We start from the raw sequence: 21,564 nt of genomic DNA on the forward strand, positions 1-21,564 counted from the left end.
AAAGTGCCAGTCACGGTGAGCCCTTCGCACCGGAGCCCTATGTTTAACCTTGGAGAAACTTGCAATGAAAAAATCTCTAGTTGCTCTGGCTGCCCTGGCTGTTGCCGGTGTTGCCTCGGCTCAGTCGTCCGTCACGCTTTTCGGTGTGGTCGACGCGTCGATCAGCGGCTACTCGAACACCTCGCGTGACCTGAACGGTGCCACGTTCCTGAACCCGTTCTACCTGAACCAAGGCAGCGTCAAGACGAGCCGTCGTGAACTGGCTAACTCGGGCTACAACTCCAGCCGTCTGGGCTTCCGTGGAACGGAAGACCTCGGTGGTGGCCTGGCAGCGAGCTTCTGGCTCGAAGCCCCGATCAAGAACGACGACGGTTCGGAAGGTGTTGCCACCTTCGCTCGCCGCTCGACCGTGAGCCTGTCGGGTGGTTTCGGTGAAGTCCGCCTCGGCCGTGACTACACCCCGACCTTCTGGAACGACACCGTGTTCGATCCGTTCGGCACCAACGGCGTTGGCACCAACCTGATCTCGACCGCCAACGGCACCTTCGGCGCCTTCGGCACCCCGGCAGCTGCCGTGGGTTCGATCACCAACACGGGCGCAAGCAACTACGTCCGCGCCAGCAACACGATCGGCTACTTCCTGCCGCCGAACCTGGGCGGCTTCTACGGCCAGCTCCAGTACGGCTTCAGCGAGAAGACCAAGTACGATCCGGGCACCGCTACCCCTGCCACCGCGAACATCGCTCGCCAAGGCCGTTACGTTGGTGGCCGCTTCGGCTACGCCAACGGTCCTCTGGACGTGGCAGTTGCTTACGGCAGCAGCACGGTCGGCGACCAGTACTACGTCGGCACGACCACCAAGGTCAACACGCTGAACCTCGGCGCTTCGTATGACTTCGGTCCCGTGAAGCTCTTCGGTGAACTGTCGAAGGCCAAGAACAAGGTTGACTACGAAGTCAGCCCGTTCCTGGGCGGCCGTCCTGACGTCGACCTGACCGGCTACCTCATCGGTGTGACCGTGCCCGTCGGTGCTGGCCTGATCCGCGCTTCGTACTCGCACGTCAAGTATGACTTCAACGACCCGGTCGTGCTGTTCGCTCCTGACGTCGCTGACCCGAAGGCCAACAAGCTGGCTCTCGGCTACGTGCACAACCTGTCGAAGCGTACGGCTCTGTACGCAACGATCGCTCGCGTCAGCAACAAGAACGGTGCAAACCTGACTGTTGGCGGCCCGGCTTTCATCGCCAACGGCGTCTTCACCCCGAAGACCTCGACCGGCTACGACTTCGGTATCCGTCACGCTTTCTGATCTGACGCTGGCGCAAGCCAGCTTCGAATCGAAAGAGTAAAAAGCCACTCGACGAAAGTCGAGTGGCTTTTTTATTTGCGGCATTGCCGCTGCATCGGCCCAGGCGATGCGCACCATCAGCGTGCACCCCCGGGGAACCCCCGTGCGGGCACGCACCTTGCACTGCTAGCATGCCAGTTCACTCTGTTTGCTGAATGATTGCATTTGTCTTGCGCCGCTTGATCCAAGCCGTGATCGTCATGATCGCGGTCGCGTTCATCGCCTTTCTTCTCTTCCAATATGTGGGCGACCCGGTCGTCTTTCTGCTGGGCCAGGATGCCAAGCCCGAGCAGATCCGCGAACTGCGCGCCGCATTGGGGCTCGACCAGCCCTTCTTCGTGCAGTTCTGGCACTTTCTCGTCAACGCGGCGCAGGGCGAGTTCGGCCTGAGCCTGCGCCAGGGCGCCAAGGTGTCGCGCCTCATCGGCGAGCGTTTTCCGGCCACGCTCGAGCTCGCGCTCGTGGCTGCCGTGCTGGCGCTGTTCATCGGCATTCCGATGGGCGTCTACACGGCGCTTCGCCGCGGCACCTTCATGAGCCAGGTGTTCATGACCGTGTCTCTGCTGGGCGTGTCGCTTCCCACCTTCCTGATCGGGATCCTGCTGATCCTCGTGTTTGCCGTGCTGCTGGGCTGGTTCCCGAGTTTCGGACGCGGAGAGACGGTGCAGTTCGGCTGGTGGAGCAGCGGTCTGTTCCGTGCCGACGGCTGGCATCACATCATCCTGCCGGCCGTGACGCTCGCGATCTTCCAGCTGACCCTGATCATGCGTCTGGTGCGTGCCGAGATGCTCGAGGTGCTGCGCACCGACTACATCAAGTTTGCGCGCGCCCGTGGCCTTTCCAACCGCGCCATCCATTTCGGCCATGCGCTCAAGAACACGCTGGTGCCCGTGATGACCATCACCGGCCTGCAGCTCGGCGGCCTCATTGCCTTCGCGATCATCACCGAGTCGGTGTTCCAGTGGCCCGGCATGGGGCTCCTGTTCATCCAGGCCGTGACCTTCGCCGACGTTCCCGTGATGGCGGCCTACCTGTGCCTCATCGCCCTGATCTTCGTGGTGATCAATCTGGTGGTCGACCTGCTCTATTTCGTGGTCGATCCGAGGCTGCGCGTCGGCAAGGCGGGAGGACATTGAGATGACTGTTGCCGCGGCAGCTCCCCGGCTGAAAGCTTCCGGACGGGCGTTTGCGCACATCGCGAGCTTCTATCCGGAGATCACGGCGTTCCGCCGCGACCTGCACGCCCACCCGGAGCTCGGCTTCGAAGAGGTCTACACCGCAGGCCGCGTGCGCGAGGCATTGCGCGCCTGCGGCGTGGACGAGATCCACGACCGCATCGGCAAGACCGGCGTGGTGGGCGTCGTGCGAGGCAAGTCGACGGCAAGCGGCCGGATGATCGGCCTGCGCGCCGACATGGACGCGCTGCCCATGCGCGAGGACAACGATTTCGGCTGGCGCTCCGCCAACGACGGCCTGATGCACGGCTGCGGCCACGACGGGCACACGGCCATGCTGGTCGGTGCAGCGCGCTACCTTGCCGAAACGCGCAACTTCGACGGCACCGCGGTGCTGATCTTCCAGCCCGGCGAAGAAGGATTTGCCGGCGCACGCGTGATGATCGAAGACGGCCTGTTCGACCGCTTCCCGGTGCAATCGGTCTATGCCATGCACAACTGGCCCGGCATGCCGGCCGGCACCGTGGGCATCAACCGCGGCGCCATGATGGCCGCGGCGGACCGCGTCACCATCGAGATCAAGGGGAAGGGCGGGCATGGTGCCCATGCCTACCAGACCATCGATCCCGTCGTGGTGGCCGCGCACATCATCACGGCCGCGCAGACCATCGTGTCGCGCAGCGTGCGGCCCATCGACGCGGCGGTCGTCAGCATCTGCGCGGTGCAGGCGGGCGACCTGGGCGCGATGAGCGTGATCCCGGGCGAGGCCACCCTGGTCGGCACGGTGCGCACCTTCAGTGCGCGCGTGCAGGCGCAGGTCGAGCAGCGGCTCGGCGAGCTCTGCACGGCCATTGCCGCAGGCTTCGGCGCCACCGCCACCATCAAGTACGAGCGCATCTATCCGGCCACCATCAACACCGCGCCCGAGGCGATGTTCGCGGCCGACGTGGCCGAGTCGCTGGTGGGCGCTTCCAATGTCGACCGCAGCATGGAGCCCAGCATGGGCGCGGAAGACTTCTCCTTCATGCTGCAGAAAAAAGCCGGCGCCTACCTGCGCGTCGGCCAGGACGCGCGCAACGGTGCCTTCCTGCACAACAGCCGCTACGACTTCAACGACGAGATCCTGCCGCTCGGCGCCGCATTGCATGCGGGGCTGGTCGAGCAGGGCATGCCGCTGGCTGCTACCCGCAGCGAGCAGCCGAGGAAAGACGCCGCTACCACGGCGCCTTGATGTATTTCCGATTCCAACCCGAGGAGTGTTCCCAATGAGTTTCCAGAAGAAGGCGGCCGCGGTCGCAGTTTTGTGCCTGCTGGGCGCCACCAGCCTCATGGCCGGTGCGCAAACCATCCGCATCGCGAACCAGGGAGATGCGCTGTCGCTCGACCCGCATTCGCTCAACGAATCGCTGCAGCTCAGCACCACCGCCAACGTCTATGAAACGCTGGCCGGCCGCAACAAGGACCTGAGCGTTGCGCCGCTCCTGGCCACCAGCTGGAAGCAGACCTCGCCCACCGTGTGGCGCTTCGAACTGCGCAAGAACGTGCAGTTCCACGACGGCACGCCTTTCACGGCCGACGACGTGCTCTTCAGCTTCGCGCGCGCCTCGGGCGACGGCTCTGACATGAAGTCCAACACCACCGACATCAAGGAAGTGCGCAAGGTCGATTCGCACACCATCGAGATCGAGACCAAGGGCCCGTTCCCGATTCTTCCCGACGTGATCACGCAGCTCATGATCATGAGCAAGAAGTGGTGCGAAGAGAACAAGGCCGTGACGCCGGTAGACCGCCGCAAGGGCATCGAGAACACCGCCTCGTTCAAGGCCAACGGCACCGGCCCGTTCCGCGTGCGCGAGCGCCAGCCGAACGTGCGTACCGTCTTCACGCGCAATGCGACCTACTGGGGCAAGATCGAGGGCAACGCGCAGGAGATCATCTTCACGCCGATCGCCAACCCGGCCACGCGCGTCGCCGCGCTGATCTCGGGCGAGGTCGACGTCATGGAGCCGGTGCCCGTGCAGGACATCGCGCGCGTCAACGCCAGCCCCACGGCACGCGTCATCTCGGGCCCCGAGCTGCGCACCATCTTCCTGGGCATGGACCAGAAGCGCGACGAGCTGCTGTACTCCAGCGTCAAGGGCAAGAACCCGTTCAAGGACAAGCGCGTGCGCCAGGCCTTCTACCAGGCCATCGACATCGTCGGCATCCAGCGCACCGTGATGCGCGGGGCCTCGCGCCCCACCGCGCTGATGGTCGGCCCCGGCATCAACGGCTGGAACGAAGCGCAGGACAAGCGCCTGCCCTACGATGTCGAGGCGGCCAAGAAACTGTTGGCCGATGCCGGCTACCCGAACGGTTTCGAAGTGACGATGAACTGCCCGAACGACCGCTACGTGAACGACGGCCAGATCTGCCAGAGCGTGGCCTCCAACCTCGCGAAGGTCGGCGTCAAGATCAACCTCGCCGCCGAGACCAAGGGCACGTATTTCCCGAAGGTGCTGCGCCGCGACACCAGCTTCTACATGCTGGGCTGGACGCCCACCACCTATGACTCGCACAACGCGCTCACCGCGCTGATGGCCTGCCCCGACGACAAGACCGGCGCGGGCCAGTTCAACCTGGGCGCCTACTGCAATCCCAAGGTCGACGAGCTGACCAAGAAGATCCAGTCGGAGACCGACAAGCCGAAGCGCGACGCCATGCTCAAGGAAGCCTTCGACCTGCACACGGCCGACATCGGCCACCTGCCGCTGCACCAGCAGACGCTCGCCTGGGGCGTGAGCAAGAAGGTGGCGCTGACGCAGATGGCCGACAACTACATGCCGTTCAAGTGGATGAGCATCAAGCCGTGATCCCGTTGGCCGCCCGATGGGCGGCCAGACCATGGGCCCGCTTCTTGCGGGCCCATCCTTTTTCTTCACGATGAAAAAAACACTCGCCCGTTGGCTCGACAGCGATGTCGGCTACAGCTTTCGCAACTCGCCGGTGGCCATGGGGGCGGCGCTCATCGCGCTGGCCTGCCTGTTCTGCGCAGCCTTCGCGGGATGGGTCTCGCCGCACAACCCGTTCGACCTTGCGACGCTCGAACTCGGCGACGCGCGCCTGCCGCCGGCCTGGAGCGCCGAAGGCTCCTCCAAGTACCTGCTCGGCACCGACGACCAGGGCCGCGACATTCTCTCCGCCGTGATCTACGGCGCGCGCATCTCGCTGATCGTCGGCATCGTGTCGGTGCTGCTGTCGATCACGGTGGGCGTGGTGCTCGGCCTGCTGGCGGGTTTCCTCGGCGGCTGGCTCGATTCGTTCCTCATGCGCCTGTGCGACGTGATGCTGTCGTTCCCGCCCATCCTGGTGGCGCTGCTCATCGCCGGCGTGGGCCGCGCGCTGTTCCCCAACGCGCACGAGTCGCTGGCCTTCGGCGTGCTCATCATTTCCATCTCGCTGACCGGCTGGGTGCAGTACGCGCGCACGGTACGCGGCTCCACGCTGGTGGAACGCAACAAGGAATACGTGCAGGCCGCGCGGGTCACCGGCGTGGCGCCGCTTCGCATCATGCTGCGCCACGTGCTGCCCAACGTGATGGGGCCGGTGATGGTGCTCGCCACGATCCAGGTGGCCACGGCCATCATCACCGAGGCGACCTTGTCGTTCCTCGGCGTCGGCGTGCCGCCGACATCGCCATCGCTGGGCACGCTGATCAGCATCGGCAACCAGTACCTGTTCTCGGGCGAGTGGTGGATCACCGTCTTTCCGGGCCTGATGCTGGTGCTGATCGCGCTCAGCGTGAACCTGCTCGGCGACTGGCTGCGCGACGCGCTCAACCCGCGCCTGCGCTGAACAAGAAGGACAACGCCACCATGACGCTGCTCCAGGTCAACAACCTCGTCGTCGAGTTTCCGCACCGCCGCGGCACGCTGCGTGCGCTCGACGGCATTTCATTCGACATCGCGCCCGGCGAAATCCTGGGCGTGGTGGGCGAGTCGGGCGCCGGCAAGTCGCTCACCGGCGCGGCCATCATCGGCCTGCTCGAGCCGCCGGGCCGCGTGGCCAGCGGAGAGATCGTGCTCGAAGGCCGGCGCATCGACAACCTCGGTTTCGATGCGATGCGGCCCATCCGCGGCCGCAAGATCGGCGCCATCTTCCAGGACCCGCTGACCTCGCTGAACCCGCTCTACACCGTGGGCCGGCAGCTGGTGGAAACCATCCGCGCCCACCTGCCGGTGACCGACGCAGAGGCGCGGCGGCGCGCCATCGGCCTGCTGCAGGACACCGGCATTCCGGCCGCCGAGCAGCGCATCGACCATTTTCCGCACCAGTTCTCGGGCGGCATGCGCCAGCGCGTGGTGATTGCACTGGCGCTGGCGGCAGAGCCCAAGCTCATCGTGGCCGACGAGCCGACCACGGCGCTCGACGTGTCGATCCAGGCGCAAATCATTCAGCTGCTCAAGCGCATCTGCAAGGAGCGCGGCGCGGCCGTGATGCTGATCACGCACGACATGGGCGTGATCGCCGAGACCTGCGACCGCGTCGCCGTGATGTATGCGGGCCGCATTGCCGAGATTGGCCCGGTGCACGAGGTGATCCACCAGCCGGCGCATCCCTATACCTCCGGCCTGATGGCGTCGATTCCCGACATGGCGAGCGACCGCGAGCGGCTCAACCAGATCGACGGCGCCATGCCCCGGCTCAATGCCATTCCGAAGGGCTGTGCCTACAACCCGCGCTGCCCGCGCACCTTCGCACGCTGCCTGACGGAGCGCCCGGAGCTGATGCACGCGGGCGCCACGCGCGCCGCCTGCTGGCTCCATGACGCCGCGGACCCGCACGAGGGCCGGTCCGAGCTCGCGGCGCGGCACCACAGCGCGCAGCTTGCCGGCGAACGCGCCGTGCCCGATGCAGCCGCACCGATCGACGAGGTGACCCGATGAGCGCCGTCCTGGAACCCCGCAAGGCGCAAGGCGGCGAGCCGCTCGTGGTCGCCCACGACCTGGCCCGCACTTTCGACGTCTCGCCGCCCTGGCTCAACCGCGTGCTCGAACGCAAGCCGCGCGTGCTGCTGCATGCCGTGGACGGCGTGAGCTTTTCCATCGAGCGCGGCAAGACGCTGGCGCTGGTCGGCGAATCGGGCTGCGGCAAGAGCACCGTGGCCCGCCTCTTGGTCGGCCTGTATGCGCCGACACGTGGCGGACTGCAGTTCGACGGCCAGGACGCGCACGCCGCGTTCAAGACCGCCGAAGGCCGCAAGCTGCGCCGCCGCATCCAGATGATCTTCCAGGACCCCTACGCGAGCCTCAACCCGCGCTGGATCGTCGAGGACATCATCGGCGAGCCGCTGCGCGAGCACGGCATCCTGCGCGGCAAGGCCGAACTGCGCGAGCGCGTGGGCGAGCTGCTCAAGTCCGTCGGCCTCTCGCCGCTGGACATGAGCAAGTACCCGCACCAGTTCTCTGGCGGCCAGCGCCAGCGCATCTCGATTGCGCGCGCCCTTGCCACCGAGCCCGAGTTCCTGGTGTGCGACGAGCCGACCTCTGCGCTCGACGTGAGCGTGCAGGCGCAGGTGCTCAACATCATGAAGGACCTGCAGCGCCAGCGGGGCCTGACCTATCTCTTCATCTCGCACAACCTCGCGGTGGTGCGCCACGTGGCCGACCAGGTCGGCGTGATGTACCTGGGCCGGCTGGTCGAGGTGGCCGACAAGCAGAAGCTCTTTGCCGAGCCGCAGCATCCGTATACGCGCATGCTGCTCGACGCGATCCCGCAGATGAAGCACACCGGCCGCTCGCGCACGCCGGTGCAGGGCGAGGTGCCGAATCCGCTCGATCCGCCCACGGGCTGTGCGTTTCATCCGCGCTGCCCGCATGCGAATGCGCGCTGCTCGTCCGAGCGGCCGCAGCTCCTGGCCATCAAGGGCGTGCAGGTGGCCTGCCATGCGGTGGAAGAGGGCCGCATCTAGCCCAAGGTGTGCGCAAACGCACCGACAGACACGCGGAGGCGGTTCAGAGTGCGGCCATGACCATGAAGAAGAACACCAGCGAAGGCAGCCGCCAGCCGATCTCCTCGGCGCTCGGCCGGCGCGGCTTTCTCATGGGCTCGGCAGTCGGCGCAACGGCGACGCTGGCGTCCCTGTGTTCGTTGTCGCATGCCGCCGCGGGTGCGCCTTTTCAGCGGATGCCGGTCATCTTCATCGGCCACGGCTCGCCGATGAATGCGCTGGCCGACAACGCGTTCACGCGCCGGCTGTCCGCGTGGGGCAGGGAGCTGCCGCGCCCCGCGGCCATCCTCAGCGTTTCAGCGCACTGGCTGAGCCGCGGCGCCACCGGCGTGGGCATGCAGGAGCGGCCGAAGACGATCCACGACTTCGGCGGTTTCCCGCAGGCGCTGTTCGACATCGAATACCCGGCGCCGGGCCACCCCGCACTGGCACGCGACACCATCGGCGCGGTCAGGCAGGCGGCCGTGGTCGGCACCCAGCAATGGGGCCTGGACCACGGCACCTGGACGGTGCTCAAGCACCTCTATCCGAAGGCCGACATTCCCGTTTTCCAGCTCAGCATCGACTACGACAAGCCGGCGGCTTTTCACTACGCCATCGGCCGCGACCTTGCGGCGTTGCGCGACAAGGGCGTGCTTGTGATGGGGACCGGCAACGTGGTGCACAACCTGCGCGCCACGGATCGCGGCACGCCCGATGGCCTGATGGCCAGCCGGCCGTGGGCGCAGTCCTTCGACGATGCGGTGAAGGCCGCGCTCGCGGGCCGGGACGACCGGGCGCTGGTCGCCTACGAGAAGCTCGAGGGCGCCGCCACCGCGGTCGCCATGCCGGACCACTACTACCCGTTTCTCTACGCCCTCGGCGCCGCGGGTGCGGGCGAACGCGCGAAGACCGTCTACGAGGGCTTTCAGTCAGGCACGCTGAGCATGCGCTGCCTGCAGTTCGGCTGAGGCGCTACTGCTCCTCGCCCCACGAGAAGCCGTCGCGCGCAATCATCGCGCTCGATGCGCTCGGCCCCCAGGTGCCGGCGGCGTACGGTCGCGGCGCGCCGTCCGAGGCCCAGCTGTCGATCAGCGGCTCGACCCAGCGCCAGGCTTCTTCCTGCTCGTCGCTGCGCACGAACAGGTTCAGCCGGCCGTCGATCACGTCGAGCAGCAGCCGTTCGTAGGCACCCACGCGTTCGGCGCCGAAGCGCTTGTCGAAGTCGAGGTCCAGCTGCACCGGCGCCAGCTGCGCGGCGCTGTGGCCGTTGCGCTGGCGGTTGTCCTGCGCCTGCGCAAGCATGTGCAGCTCCAGGCCGTCCTTGGGCTGGAGGTTGATCACCAGCTTGTTGACCGCTCCCGAAGGCGCACGGTAGATCGCATGCGGCGTGGGCCTGAAGTTGACTTCGATGCGCGCATCGCGCGACGCCAGCCGCTTGCCGGTGCGGATGTAGAGCGGCACGCCGGCCCAGCGCCAGTTGGCGATTTCGGTGCGCAGCGCCACGAAGGTCTCGGTGCGGCTTTCCGGGTCAACGCCGGGTTCGTCCCGGTAGCCCGGCACGCGCTCGCCGTAGGCCGTGCCGGCCACGTACTGGCCGCGGATGGCGTGCAGCCCCAGCGTCTCGGGCGTCCAGGGCTTGAGCGCGCGCAGCACCTTGAGCTTCTCGTCGCGGATGGCATCGGCATGCGAGTTGATCGGCGGCTCCATGCCGATGGCGCAGACCAGTTGCAGCGCATGGTTCTGCACCATGTCGCGCAGCGCGCCGGTCTGGTCGTAGAAGGCCCCGCGCTTCTCGACGCCCAGGTCTTCGGCGATGGTGATCTGGATGTTGGCGATGTGCTCGCGGCGCCAGATCGGCTCGAACAGCGCATTGCCGAAACGCATCGCGAACAGGTTCTGCACCGACGGCTTGCCCAGGTAGTGGTCGATGCGGAAGACCTGCTTCTCCTCGAACACCTTGCACACCGCGGCGTTGATCGCGCGGTTGGACGCCAGGTCGTGGCCCAGCGGCTTCTCGAGCACGATGCGGGTCGCCGGCCCGTTCAGGCCCGCGGCGGCGACCTGTTCCACCACCTGGGTGAAAAGCGCCGGCGCCGTCGCCACGTACATCACCACCGTGTCCGCATTGCGCTGTTTGAGCAGGTCGGCAAGCCGCGCGTAGTCGGCCGGCTTGGACAAGTCCATGCGCAGGTAGTACAGCATCGAGGCGAACTTCTCGAACTCTTCGGCCGAAGGGCGCTTGGCGCCTTCCACCGCGTTGAAGCGCGACTGGATCAGCTCGCGGTACTGGTCGTCCGAGAGGTCGTCCCGCGCCACGCCCACGATGCGTCCGTCTTTCGGCAGGCTGCCGTGCCTGAAGGCCTGGAACAGCGCAGGCATCAGCTTGCGCCATGCAAGATCGCCAGTACCGCCGAACAGAACGAGATCGAAGCTCATGTGTCGAATTTCCTTTTGTCTTGGTGCCGAGTGGCCTGTTTCAACCGAATGGTACTTGTACCGATTCATGAAACCTGTACGAAAGCTACGCTGCACCCCGGCCGGGAGGCCTATTTTTGTTTTCGAGGCGAGGTTTTCACATGAAGAAGCTTTTCACTGCAGCGGTCCTGGCGGGTTTGTCGGCCGCCGCATCGGCCCAGGGCACGGTCAACGTCATCTGCTCGGTCCAGGCCGAATGGTGCAACGTGATCGCCACCGTCTATGCGCGCACCACCGGGACCCGCATCAACATGTCGCTCAAGGGCTCGGGCGAGGCGCTGGCGCAGCTCATCGCCGAGAAGGACAACCCCAAGACCGACGTCTGGTTCGGCGGCACCGGCGACCCGCACCTGCAGGCAGCCGAGCAGGGCCTCACGCTCGAGTACAAGTCGCCCACCCTGGCGCAGCTTCACCCCTGGGCGCAGCAGCAGGCCAGGCAGTCGGGCTACAAGACCGTGGGCATCTACTCCGGCCCGCTGGGCTTCGGCTACAACCCCGAGCTGCTCGCCAAGAAGAAGCTGCCTGTTCCCAAGACCTGGTCCGACCTGCTCAAGCCCGAATACAAGGGCGACATCCAGGTGGCCAACCCCGCGTCCAGCGGCACCGCCTACACCATGATCGCCACGCTGGTGCAGCTCATGGGCGAGGACAAGGCCTTCGACTACCTGAAGGCATTGCACAAGAATGTGGGCCAGTACACCCGCTCGGGCACCGGCCCCATCAAGGCGGTGGCGCGCGGCGAGACGGCTGTTTCGATCAGCTTCGTGCATGACGGCCCGGGCGAGAAGATGCAGGGCTTTCCGGTCGAGACCATCACGCCCAGCGACGGCACCGGCGCCGAGATCGGCTCCATGAGCATCATCAAGGGCGCCCGCAACCTCGAGGCCGCCAAGAAGTTCTACGAATGGGCCCTGACGCCGAGCGCGCAGGAGCTGGGCGCCGCCAACAAGCAGTTCCAGCTGCCCAGCAACACGACGGCCAAGCTCGATCCGCGCATCCCGGACTTCAAGAAGATCAAGTTCATCAACTACGACTACGCCAAGTACGGTGCCAGCGCCGAGCGCCGGCGCCTGATCGCGCGCTGGGAAAAAGACGTCAACTCGCTGCCGCGCTAAGTGGCCACCCCTGTCGCCGGCGCCGGGCCGGCCAACCCGGCCGCCGCGGCAGCGGCCCGGCGCTCGCAGCGCTGGATCTGGGCGTGGGTGGCGCTGGGCTTCGCGTCCTACCTGCTGCTCCCTTGGTATGCGATCCAGGATGCGACGTGGTACGAGGCCATTCCGCAGGTGTTCGGGCAGGCCGAGGGTGCCAACGGCCTGATGCAGGCAGCCACGCAAGGGCGCAGCTGGCTCTTCATCGGCCTCGTGGGTCTGGCGATGTGCGCCATCGGTGCCTCGCTGCCGGCCGGCCGGGCGCAGGGGCGCTGGCTGCTGGCAGGCGGCGCGATCGGCGCCATCGGGCTTGCCGTAGCGGGCTTCACCATCGGTGCGCGCGGCTGGAGCTTCGCGGCGCTCAACACGCAATTCGGCGAACTGGCCCTCAACCAGTTCGGCATCGGCGCAGGCGGCTTCGTGGCGCTCACCGCACTCACGCTGCTCGCGGCCTTCGGCATCGCGCGGCTCGGGCTCTTCAAGGGCGACCTTTTCGTGGCTGCGGCGGTCATCGGCTGCGGCGTGCTGATGGCGCTGTTCATCGCCTATCCGGTGAGCAAGGCGCTGGCCGGCGCGTTCTTCGACGAAGACGGGCGATGGTCGATCACGGCGTTTGCCGCGCGCGTCTTCACCGAGCGCATCTGGGGGCTGGGCTGCATTGCGGGCGGTGTGCGCTGCGGCGTGGCCTGGAACACGCTGGTGCTGGCCTTGCTCACGGCCGCCGGCACCACCTTTCTCGGCACGCTGATGGCGCTCATGGCCGAGCGCGGCAGCAAGCGCGGGCAGGGTGCCTTGCGGGTGCTCGCGCTGCTGCCGATCATCACGCCGCCGTTCGTGGTGGGCCTCGGGCTCATCCTGCTGTTCGGCCGCGCGGGGATCGTCAACCAGCTGCTCGAAAACGTCTTCGGCATCGAGCCGACGCGCTGGTTCTACGGCATGCCCGGCGTGCTGGTGGCGCAGCTTTTCGCGTTCACGCCCATCGCCTTCATGATCATGCGCGGCGTGGTGCAGGGCATCGCCCCGAGCCTCGAAGAAGCCGCGCAGATGCTGCGCGCGGACCGGCGCCGCACTTTCTTCACCATCACGCTGCCGCTCCTGAAGCCCGGCCTCGCCAATGCCTTCCTGGTCGGCTTCATCGAGAGCATTGCGGACTTCGGCAACCCGGTGGTGGTCGGCGGCCAGTTCTCCGTGCTCTCGACCGACATCTTCTTTGCCATCGTCGGCGCGCAGTACGACCAGGGCCGCGCGGCTTCGCTGGCCTGGGTGCTGACGATCTTCGCTCTGGGTGTTTTCGCGCTTCAGCGCGGTGTGCTGGGCAAGCAGAACTACACCACCGTGAGCGGCAAGGGCGACGCGGGCATTGCCATGGCGCTGCCCGACGGCGTGCGCCGCACCATCCATTGCATCGCGCTCCCGTGGATCGCGTTCACCGCGGTGGTCTACCTGTTCGCCTTCGCGGGCGGCTTCGTGCAGACCTGGGGCCGCGACTACACCTTCACGCTCAACCATTTCAAGAGTGCATTCGCGCTCGAGTGGGGACAGTTCGGCCTGGTGTGGGCCGGCACCGCATGGAACTCGCTCATCACCACGCTCAAGCTCGCGGGCATCTCGGCGCCGATCACAGCGGCGCTCGGCCTGCTCATTGCCTGGCTGCTGGCGCGCAACGAGTTCAAGGGGCAGGGCGTGTTCGAGTTCGGCGCGCTGCTGGCCTTTGCCATCCCGGGCACGGTGCTGGGCGTGAGCTACATCCTGGCCTTCAATGTGCCGCCGTTCGAGCTCACGGGCACCGGCCTCATCATCGTGCTGTGCTTCATGTTCCGCAACCTGCCGGTGGGCGTGCGCGCCGGCACGGCGGCCTTCAAGCAACTCGACCGGTCCCTGGACGAAGCCTCGCTGATGCTGCGTGCCTCCACGTCGCAGACGCTCTTCAAGGTGGTGCTGCCGCTGCTGAAGCCGGCGCTGGTCGCTGCGCTGGTCTACAGCTTCGTGCGTGCCATGACCACGGTGAGCGCGGTGATCTTCCTGGTCACGGCCGAGAACGAACTCGCCACCACCTACATCATCGGCCGCGTCGGCAACGGCGACTACGGCATCGCGCTGGCCTACTGCACGGTGCTCATGATCCTGATGTCGCTGGCCATCGCGCTGGTGCAGTGGGTGGTGGGAGAGCGCAAGCTGGGGCGGCGCAAGGCGGGCGTGCCGATGGTGGCCGCGCCCGTGGTGCATTGACCGGAAAGAACACATGAGCAACGGCATCGAATTCCGCAACGTCACCAAGCGCTACGGCAGCGACAGGAACGGCCCGCTCGCGGTCAAGGGCATCAGCTTCGAGGTGCCGGTCGGCACGCTGACCACGATCCTCGGGCCGTCGGGCTGCGGCAAGACCACCACGCTGCGCATGATCGCAGGGCTCGAATCGCCGACCTCGGGATCGATCCTCATGGGCGGGCGCGACGTCACCACGCTGGGGCCGGCCGAGCGCAACGTGAGCATGATGTTCCAGAGCTATGCGCTGTTCCCGCACATGAACGTGATCGAGAACGTGGGCTACGGCCTGCGCATGAGCGGCGTGAAGAAGGACGAGGCCACGTCGCGGGCCCGCGAGGCGCTCAGGAGCGTGGGGCTGGTCGGCTTCGACGAGCGGCTGCCGAGCGAGCTTTCAGGCGGCCAGCAGCAGCGCGTGGCGCTGGCGCGCGCGCTGGTGCTGGAGCCCGCCGTGCTGCTGTTCGACGAGCCGCTGTCCAACCTCGACGCCCGCCTGCGGCGCGAGATGCGCGAAGAGATCCGCGCCCTGCAGCAGCGCCTCAAGCTCACGGTGGCCTATGTCACGCACGACCAGAGCGAAGCCCTGGCCGTGAGCGACCAGATCATCGTCATGGACCACGGCGTGATCGCCCAGCGCGGCACACCCGAGCAGCTCTACGGCCGGCCCGAGAGCGAGTTCGTCGCCGGCTTCATGGGCGAGGCGATGGTGTTCCCGGCGGTTGCGCAGGCCGACGGCAGCGTGGTGCTCGGCCCGCTGCGGCTGCAGCCGCGCCATGCGGTGGCGCCCGGCACGGTGAAGGTGGCGGTGCGGCCCGAGGCCTGGGAGATCGGCGCTGCCGACGCGGGGCAGGGGCTGCCCGCGACGCTGCGCAAGGCGGCCTACCTCGGCAGCTTCTACGAATACGGCTTCGACACCTCGCTCGGGCCGGTCTTCGTGGTGTCGACGGATCTTTCGCGCCCCCTGGCTGCGGGTGCGCAGGCCACGCTGTCATTGGCGGCGCACGGCGTCAGCGTGGTGCCCGGCACATGAAACAATGGCGCCATGAATGTGGTTTTCGATCTTGGCGCCGTGCTCCTGGCCTGGGAGCCCACCCGGCTGGTGCAGGCCCATCTTCCCGAACACGCGCCCACTGAGCTTGCCGCGGCGGCGCTGGGCCGTGCGCTGTTCCACCATGACGACTGGCTGTGCTTCGACTGCGGCACCCGCTCGCTCGAAGACGCCATTGCGCGCATGTCGCAACGGCTGTCGCTGCCGGCTGCGCGGCTTGGCGACATGCTCGGGGACCTGGGCGAGCGCCTCGAGGCGATTCCCGTCACGCTCGAACTGCTGCAGGGGCTGTTCGCGCGGCGCGATGCCGGCGAGGCGCTGCGCCTCTACTACCTCTCGAACATGCCTTCGCCCTATGCGCGTGCCATCGAGCGGCGGCACGGCTTCATGCGTCGATTCGACGGCGGTGTCTTCTCCGGGGACGTGAAGTTCATCAAGCCGAATCGCGAGATCTACGAACTGCTGGCGGTGCGCCATGCGCTCGATCCGCAGCAGACGGTGTTCATCGACGACTCGGCCGCCAACGTGGAGGCGGCGCGCGCCTTCGGCTGGCACGCCATCCACTGCACGCACCCGGCCGCGCTGGCCGCGCAGCTGGGCCGCTACCTGCCGTCCGCCGCGGCTATTGGCCGGTGAGCACCACCTTCGCAGTGTCGAAGCCGAGGCTGGCGGCGTAGTCCAGCTCCGCCTGCAGCGCGGCATCTTCCAGTCGCGGTTCACGCGAAAGAACCCACAGGTACTCACGGTCTGGCGTGCCGACCAGCGACACCTGGTAGTCGCGGTCGAGCTTCAGGATCCAGTAGTCTCCCCACACCATCGGCAGCCAGGAGAGCCATGAAGGCGCAAAGCGCACTTCGAGCCGGCCCGCGCCGGGCTGGCCCGCGACCGGCACCACGCGCGCCGTGCCCACGGCCTCGTCGAAGTTGCCGTCGGGCCGCACGCAGCGGTTGCGCACCTGCACGGTGCCGTCGGGCTGGGGAATGTATTCGGCGGTGACAGGGCCGGTGCACTGCTTCTGGAAGCGGTTGGGCAAGCGGGCCTGCTCGTGCCAGGTGCCGGCATAGCGCTGGATGTCGACCGGCGCCACCACCTGCAGCGGCGCCCGCATCAGCGGCGCGCCGTCGGCGGGACCTGCGAGTTGCGCACGCGCGGTGCGCCCCGCGCCCAGGGCGAGCCAGGTTGCCACGCCGCCGACGACAAAGGCGGTTGCCAGGGTGCCGATGGCGGCGCTGGTGCGGCGGTCGTCGAAAGGAGCGCGGCGGGCGGCAGCGGGCGCGGCGGTGCGGCGTCGAAGGGACATGGGAAGGGCACTCCTGTAGTCGAAAGCATCAAGGCGAGACGCTGCAGGGTAGCCCGCCACCGGGGCGGGGCGCAGTCAGCGGCGGACCACAGCAGTTGTAGGGCAGCGGGGCGGGTGCATGCCCCTGCCGCTTACAGGCCGACGCAGCACGGTCGAAAAGCCGTGCTACGGTGCGCATGAAAACATCGGCCCCAGCGCAACTGCGTGCAGGACTTGTGATCACCCGCACAGAATAATCTTCGACATGAATCAACTCGATGCTCTCCGCCAATGGACCACCGTGGTCGCCGACACCGGCGACTTCAAGCAACTCAGCATTTCCAGGCCGCAGGACGCGACCACCAACCCCTCGCTCATCCTGAAGGCGGTGCAGAAGCCCGAATACCGGCCGCTGCTCGACGAAGCCGTCAAGAAGCATGCGGGCAAGCCGCTGGACGAGGTCATCGACCGCCTGCTGGTGCGCTTCGGTGCCGAGATCCTCTCGATCATTCCCGGCCGCGTCTCCACCGAGGTCGACGCCCGCCTCTCGTTCGACACCGCCGCCACCATTGCGCGCGGCGAGCGCATCGTGGCGCTCTACAAGGCCGAAGGCATCGACACCCAGAAGCGCCTGCTGATCAAGGTGGCCTCCACGTGGGAAGGCATCCAGGCGGCGCGTGCGCTCGAGCAGAAGGGCATCCGCACCAACCTGACGCTGCTGTTCTCGTTCGCGCAGGCCGTGGCCTGTGCCGAGGCCGGCGTGCAGCTCATCTCGCCCTTCGTGGGCCGCATCTACGACTGGTACAAGAAGTCGGCCGGCGCCAAGTGGGACGAAGCCGCGAGCGCGGGCCCGAACGACCCGGGCGTGAAGTCGGTGCGCGAGATCTTCAACTACTACAAGCAGCACGGCATCAAGACCGAGGTGATGGGCGCGAGCTTCCGCAACGTGGGGCAGATCCAGGCCCTGGCCGGCTGCGACCTGCTGACCATCAGCCCCGAGCTCCTGGCCGAGCTGGCCGCCAGCGACGCGCCGCTCGACCACGCGCTCGACGCTGGCAAGGCCGCGGCAGCGGCCACCACGCAGAAGCTGGGCTACGACGAGCCGGGCTTCCGCTTCGCGCTCAACGAAGATGCCATGGCCACCGAGAAGCTGGCCGAAGGCATCCGCGCCTTCGCGGCCGATGCCGTGAAGCTCGAAAAACTCATGCAGGAAAGCGGCAAGTAGACATGGCCATGACCCTTCGCTGCGACCGCGCGCCCGCCTGGGCGCAACTGCGCAGCTACTTCGAGACCGCAGGCCGCCAGTTCGACGTGCGCCACGCCTTCGTGGACGACGCGGGACGCTTCGAGCGCTTCAGCCAGGAGGCGCCGCATGTGTTTGCCGACCTGTCGAAGAACCTGGTCGACATGCGCATCGAGGAGCTGCTGCTCACGCTGGCCAAGGAGTGCGGCCTGGAGGCGCACCGCGACGCCATGTTTGCCGGCGAGCACATCAACAACACCGAAGACCGCGCCGTGCTGCACACGCTGCTGCGCGCACCGGCCGATGCGCCCGTGGGCAAGACCGCGGCCGAACTGCGCGAGGTGCACGCCACGCTCGATGCGATGCTGGCCTATGCCGAGAAGGTGCGCGGCGACCACACGATCACCGACGTGGTCAACATCGGCATCGGCGGCTCCGACCTGGGACCGCAGATGGCGGTGCTCGCGCTGGCCGAGTTTGCCGCACCGGGCAAGCGCTTCCATTTCGTCTCGAACGTCGATGGCCACGAACTGGCCGGCGTGCTGCGGGACCTGGCGCCCGAGCACACGCTGTTCCTCATCGCGTCCAAGACCTTCACCACGGCCGAGACGATGGCGAACGCGCACTCGGCCAGGCGCTGGTACGCGCAGTCGGGCGGCACCGACATCGCGGGCCACTTCGCCGCGCTCACCACCAACGTCGAGGCAGCGAAGCAGTTCGGCATCGACACCACCTTCGGCTTCTGGGACTGGGTGGGCGGGCGCTATTCGCTGTGGTCGGCCATCGGCCTGCCGATCGCGCTGGCCATCGGGACCGACGGATTCCGCCGGCTGCTGGCGGGTGCGCACGCCATGGACGAGCACTTCCGCACCGCGCCGCTGGCGCAGAACCTGCCGGTGCGGCTCGGGCTGCTCGACGTCTGGTACCGCAACTTCCACGGCTTCACCAGCCGCGGCATTGCGCCGTACCACAGCGCGTTGAGGCGCCTGCCGGCCTACCTGCAGCAGCTGGAGATGGAGAGCAACGGCAAGCAGGTCGATGCGAGCGGCGCCCCGCTGCCCGCAGGCCTTGGCACCTCGCCGGTGCTCTGGGGTGAGCCCGGCACCAACGGCCAGCACGCCTACTTCCAGATGCTGCACCAGGGCACCGACGTGATCCCGCTCGAATTCGTGGCGGTGCGCGATGCCGCGCACGACCTGGAAGGCCACCACCCCAAGCTGCTGGCCAATGCGCTCGCGCAGGCGCAGGCTCTGATGGTCGGCAAGCTGGATGCTGGCGGCCACAAGAACTTTCCGGGCAACCGGCCGAGCACGTTCTTCGTGTTCGAGAAGCTCACGCCCGAGTCGCTCGGCGCATTCCTCGCGCTGTACGAGCACCGCGTGTTCACCAGCGGCGCGCTGTGGGGCATCAACAGTTTCGACCAGTGGGGCGTGGAACTGGGCAAGGTGCTCGCGAAAGACATCGAGCCGCGGCTCGCGTCCGGCGACATCATGGGGCTCGACGCCTCGACCGCGGGGCTGCTGCAGCGCCTGGGCGGCAGCCAGGCCTGAGGAACTAGGCCATTGGTTTGAGAACCAATGGCCGAATTTGCAGTTGAAAGACCGGCCGATATGATGGTCCGGGGAAGTTTCCCTGGGAACAATCAAGAGGAGTCGATCAATGGACTTTCAAACAGCGGTCAAGACCTGCTTCAGCAAGTACGCCGATTTCAGCGGGCGTGCTTCGCGTTCGGAGTACTGGTGGTTCGTGCTGGCGGAGATCGTCGTGCTCATCGTGGCGAGCCTGATCCATGAGTACGTGTATGTCATCGCGGCCCTGGGCTTTCTTTTGCCCGCGCTGGCCGTGGGCGCGCGCCGCCTGCACGACATCGGCAAGAGCGGCTGGCTGCAGCTCTTGATGATCATTCCGATCGTCAACCTCGTCTTGATCTATTTCTACGTGCAGCCCTCGCAGCCCGAGACCAATCCGCACGGCGTGCCCGCCACCTGAACTTGCCCGGCGCCTGTGCGCCCGAGAGAACAGCCACCAAGGGCCGCGCAAGCGGCCCTTTTGCATGGGTGCTTCCATGCTGTATTGCGGTAACTAGGGATTATCCTAGCCAATCGGTGCATCAAAGTACCATTCCGGCCTGACGCAGTACCAAAGCCGCAAGCGTGTTTCTCCAGAATCCAGGCCACGGCGACCCGGCACAGGGCGTCGCTCACCTCTAGGAGACAACATGAAGCGTTTTCTGAAAGCGGGCCTCGTCCTCGCACTCGCCGGCACGGGGCTCGTGTCCCAGGCCGCCACCGAACTCGTGATTGCCACCGTCAACAACGGCCACATGATCGAGATGCAGAAGCTCACGCCCTTCTTCGAGAAAGCCAATCCCGACATCAAGCTCAAGTGGGTGACCCTGGAAGAAGGCACGCTGCGCCAGCGCGTGACGACCGACATCGCCACCAAGGGCGGCCAGTTCGACGTGATGACCATCGGCCTGTACGAAGCACCGATCTGGTCGAAGAAAGGCTGGCTCCAGCCGATCGCCACCGACGCCGCCTACGATGCCGACGACCTGCTGCCCGCCATCCGCGGCGGCCTGTCCTACGAAGGCAAGCTCTACGCCGCGCCGTTCTACGGCGAGAGCTCGATGCTCATGTACCGCAAGGACCTGGCGGACAAGGCCGGCTTCCAGATGCCCGAGCAGCCCACCTGGGCCCAGGTGAAGGAACTGGCCGGCAAGATCCACGACCCGAAGGCCGGCGTGTACGGCATGTGCCTGCGCGGCAAGCCCGGCTGGGGCGACAACATGGCGTTTTTGACCACGCTGGTCAACACCAACGGCGGCCAGTGGTTCGACATGCAGTGGAAGCCGCAGATCGACACCAAGCCGTGGAAGGACGCGATCAACTTCTACGTCGACCTGATGAAGTCCTACGGCCCGCCCGGTGCCTCGGCCAACAGCTTCAACGAGAACCTCGCTCTCTTCAACGAAGGCAAGTGCGGCATGTGGGTGGATGCGACCATCGCGGCCTCGTTCATCAGCGACCCGAAGCAGTCGAAGGTGGCCGACAAGGTCGCGTTCGCACAAGCCCCGGTGGCCGTCACGCCCAAGGGTGCCAACTGGCTGTGGACCTGGAACCTGGCCATTCCCGCCAGCTCGACCAAGGGCGCGGCCGCGCAGACCTTCGTGAAGTGGGCCACCTCCAAGGACTACGTGAACCTGGTCGCCAAGGAGCATGGCTGGGCCACGGTGCCCACCGGCACGCGCAAGTCGACCTATGCGAACCCGGAGTTCCAGAAGGTCGCCAAGTTCGCCGCGGCCGAGAAGAAGGCGATCGACACCGCCAACCTCAGCGACAGCACCTTGCCCAAGTCGCCCTACGTGGGCGTGCAGTACGCGGCCATTCCGGAATTCCAAGCCATCGGCGTGGCGGTCGGCCAGCAGATGAGCGCGGCGCTGTCGGGCAAGGTCACGGTCGACCAGGCGCTGAAGACATCGCAGACGGCGGCCGAGCGGGAGATGAAGAAGGCCGGGTACTACAAGTAGAAAGCTGTCTTTCCCCTCTCCCGCTCGGGGAGAGGGCAGGGTGAGGGGGCGGCGTGCCCATGACAGCCGCCGCATGCCCTCAC

General features: G+C 66.8%; 18 protein-coding genes. 16 read left to right on the forward strand and 2 right to left on the reverse strand.

Translation table 11 applies throughout. From position 1 onward, the window contains the following. Window positions 1–64 precede the first annotated feature (64 nt). The 8 genes from ABID97_RS07025 to ygiD all read left to right on the forward strand — a co-directional run bounded on the left by ABID97_RS07025 (window position 65) and on the right by ygiD (window position 9,462). The gene (locus tag ABID97_RS07025; protein WP_354397809.1) at window positions 65–1,309 is read left to right on the forward strand and encodes a porin; all 1,245 of its coding nucleotides are present in this window, start codon (window positions 65–67) and stop codon (window positions 1,307–1,309) included. A 194-nt stretch (window positions 1,310–1,503) separates the two neighbouring features. Next, complete coding sequence (locus ABID97_RS07030) at window positions 1,504–2,484, forward strand: ABC transporter permease (RefSeq protein WP_354397810.1); 981 nt, start codon at window positions 1,504–1,506, stop codon at window positions 2,482–2,484. A gap of 1 nt (window position 2,485) precedes the next feature. Continuing rightward, window positions 2,486–3,754 (forward strand): M20 aminoacylase family protein, encoded by a 1,269-nt coding sequence (locus ABID97_RS07035; protein WP_354397811.1) that lies wholly within the window; start codon window positions 2,486–2,488, stop codon window positions 3,752–3,754. Window positions 3,755–3,788: 34 nt separating this feature from the next. Beyond that, complete coding sequence (locus ABID97_RS07040; RefSeq protein WP_354397812.1) at window positions 3,789–5,375, forward strand: ABC transporter substrate-binding protein; 1,587 nt, start codon at window positions 3,789–3,791, stop codon at window positions 5,373–5,375. Between the two features lie 70 nt (window positions 5,376–5,445). Next, window positions 5,446–6,357 carry an ABC transporter permease gene (locus ABID97_RS07045; protein ID WP_354397813.1) on the forward strand — a complete coding sequence of 304 codons (912 nt, stop codon included), beginning with the start codon at window positions 5,446–5,448 and terminating at the stop codon, window positions 6,355–6,357. Window positions 6,358–6,377: 20 nt separating this feature from the next. Continuing rightward, window positions 6,378–7,448, forward strand: a complete 1,071-nt coding sequence (locus ABID97_RS07050) for an ABC transporter ATP-binding protein (protein ID WP_354397814.1) — start codon at window positions 6,378–6,380, stop codon at window positions 7,446–7,448. Further along, window positions 7,445–8,473: an ABC transporter ATP-binding protein gene (locus ABID97_RS07055; RefSeq protein ID WP_354397815.1), complete on the forward strand. Its 1,029-nt coding sequence runs from the start codon at window positions 7,445–7,447 to the stop codon at window positions 8,471–8,473. The genes ABID97_RS07050 and ABID97_RS07055 overlap by 4 nt, the downstream gene beginning before the upstream one ends. 56 nt (window positions 8,474–8,529) lie before the next feature. Continuing rightward, window positions 8,530–9,462 (forward strand): 4,5-DOPA-extradiol-dioxygenase, encoded by a 933-nt coding sequence (gene ygiD, locus ABID97_RS07060; RefSeq protein WP_354397816.1) that lies wholly within the window; start codon window positions 8,530–8,532, stop codon window positions 9,460–9,462. Window positions 9,463–9,466: 4 nt separating this feature from the next. On the opposite strand, the gene zwf is transcribed toward ygiD, so the two are convergent. Next, window positions 9,467–10,930: a glucose-6-phosphate dehydrogenase gene (gene zwf / locus ABID97_RS07065; RefSeq protein ID WP_354397817.1), complete on the reverse strand. Its 1,464-nt coding sequence runs from the start codon at window positions 10,928–10,930 to the stop codon at window positions 9,467–9,469. A gap of 140 nt (window positions 10,931–11,070) precedes the next feature. Here zwf and ABID97_RS07070 point away from each other — a divergent pair, with 140 nt between their 5' ends. Genes ABID97_RS07070 through ABID97_RS07085 form a run of 4 tightly spaced genes read left to right on the forward strand, consistent with a single transcriptional unit; the run spans window position 11,071 to window position 16,066 of the window. Continuing rightward, window positions 11,071–12,084, forward strand: a complete 1,014-nt coding sequence (locus ABID97_RS07070) for an ABC transporter substrate-binding protein (RefSeq protein WP_354397818.1) — start codon at window positions 11,071–11,073, stop codon at window positions 12,082–12,084. After that, a complete protein-coding gene (locus ABID97_RS07075) occupies window positions 12,085–14,346 on the forward strand; it encodes an ABC transporter permease (protein WP_354397819.1) in 2,262 nt (753 codons plus the stop codon). It abuts the gene before it with no gap. Between the two features lie 13 nt (window positions 14,347–14,359). Next, window positions 14,360–15,412: an ABC transporter ATP-binding protein gene (locus ABID97_RS07080; RefSeq protein WP_354397820.1), complete on the forward strand. Its 1,053-nt coding sequence runs from the start codon at window positions 14,360–14,362 to the stop codon at window positions 15,410–15,412. A 12-nt stretch (window positions 15,413–15,424) separates the two neighbouring features. Further along, window positions 15,425–16,066 carry an HAD family hydrolase gene (locus ABID97_RS07085; RefSeq protein ID WP_354397821.1) on the forward strand — a complete coding sequence of 214 codons (642 nt, stop codon included), beginning with the start codon at window positions 15,425–15,427 and terminating at the stop codon, window positions 16,064–16,066. Here the strand turns inward: ABID97_RS07085 and ABID97_RS07090 are convergent. Continuing rightward, window positions 16,053–16,730 carry a lipocalin family protein gene (locus ABID97_RS07090; protein ID WP_354397822.1) on the reverse strand — a complete coding sequence of 226 codons (678 nt, stop codon included), beginning with the start codon at window positions 16,728–16,730 and terminating at the stop codon, window positions 16,053–16,055. The genes ABID97_RS07085 and ABID97_RS07090 overlap by 14 nt on opposite strands. Before the next feature lie 244 nt (window positions 16,731–16,974). Here ABID97_RS07090 and tal point away from each other — a divergent pair, with 244 nt between their 5' ends. From tal to ABID97_RS07110, 4 genes are all read left to right on the forward strand, one after another. Beyond that, window positions 16,975–17,934: a transaldolase gene (tal, locus tag ABID97_RS07095; protein WP_354397823.1), complete on the forward strand. Its 960-nt coding sequence runs from the start codon at window positions 16,975–16,977 to the stop codon at window positions 17,932–17,934. 2 nt (window positions 17,935–17,936) lie between these two features. Beyond that, a complete protein-coding gene (pgi, locus tag ABID97_RS07100) occupies window positions 17,937–19,502 on the forward strand; it encodes a glucose-6-phosphate isomerase (RefSeq protein ID WP_354397824.1) in 1,566 nt (521 codons plus the stop codon). 109 nt (window positions 19,503–19,611) lie between these two features. Beyond that, window positions 19,612–19,941: a DUF805 domain-containing protein gene (locus tag ABID97_RS07105; RefSeq protein WP_354397825.1), complete on the forward strand. Its 330-nt coding sequence runs from the start codon at window positions 19,612–19,614 to the stop codon at window positions 19,939–19,941. Between the two features lie 229 nt (window positions 19,942–20,170). Next, window positions 20,171–21,481, forward strand: coding sequence for an ABC transporter substrate-binding protein (locus ABID97_RS07110; RefSeq protein ID WP_354397826.1), 1,311 nt, complete (start codon window positions 20,171–20,173; stop codon window positions 21,479–21,481). Window positions 21,482–21,564 lie beyond the last annotated feature (83 nt).

The sequence above is a fragment of the Variovorax sp. OAS795 genome (assembly GCF_040546685.1).
Lineage (GTDB): Bacteria > Pseudomonadota > Gammaproteobacteria > Burkholderiales > Burkholderiaceae_C > Variovorax.